Annotated in this window: 1 protein-coding gene; it reads left to right on the forward strand. The window is 58.2% G+C overall.

Features of this window, described 5'->3' with window-relative positions; all coding sequences use genetic code 11:
* Positions 1-86 precede the first annotated feature (86 nt).
* The coding region (locus CSQ89_RS21725; protein WP_099408003.1) for a 4'-phosphopantetheinyl transferase family protein at positions 87-802 on the forward strand (716 nt) is incomplete at its 3' end.

The raw sequence follows: 802 nt of genomic DNA on the forward strand, positions 1-802 counted from the left end.
GAAGGCGGGCACTTTTTTGTGCGCGATAGCGAAACTGCCGTCGTCCAGCATGTGGCAACCACGCTGGCAGCCGCCGTGGAGCGCCAATGGTGATGCAACTGCCCTTGGTTGATTCTGAATTACACCTTGTTTTTGTCACCCTGGATGGCGAGGGTGACTACAGCACGATGTTGTCTGAAGAGGAACAGCAACGTGCGAGCCGTTTTGTTCGGCCACAACATGGTGCGCGCTTCAGGCTGGCCCATGCCGCCCTGCGCCATGTACTTGGCTTGGCACTGGATACACCCGCGGCCCAATTGGCGTTTCAAAACGAGACCACGGGCAAACCCATGTTGCCGGCCTGGCCTGACATCGGTTTCAACCTATCCCATGCTGAAGATCTGGCCCTGATCGCCCTGGGCAGGGGGACGCGCGTTGGCGTTGATATTGAACACAGTCAGCGCGGGTGCGATTGGCTGGGTATTGCTGAAAGCTTTTTCAGCCTAGCCGAGCGCAAGCTGATTACGGCTGCCGAGGATAGTGGCGCCTGCTTTCTGCGGCTTTGGACAGCGAAAGAGGCCGTCTTGAAGGCCATAGGCAGCGGCCTTTCCGCCTTGGAGTCGGTTGAAATGACCCTCGATAGCGAGGATAGGCCCCGCCTGCACTCAGTCAAGCATCTCGCATGGCGACTACACACACTCACCGTTGCCGGCAATCACCCGGCAGCCCTGGCCTATGACGGCCCACCGCGCACGATCCGCACGTGGCGCTTGCATCACACTACCAACGCATTTCATTTGATTGAGGAAAAGATTGATGTCCA

It is taken from the genome of Chitinimonas sp. BJB300 (genome assembly GCF_002735695.1).
Taxonomy (GTDB): Bacteria; Pseudomonadota; Gammaproteobacteria; order Burkholderiales; family Chitinimonadaceae; genus Chitinimonas.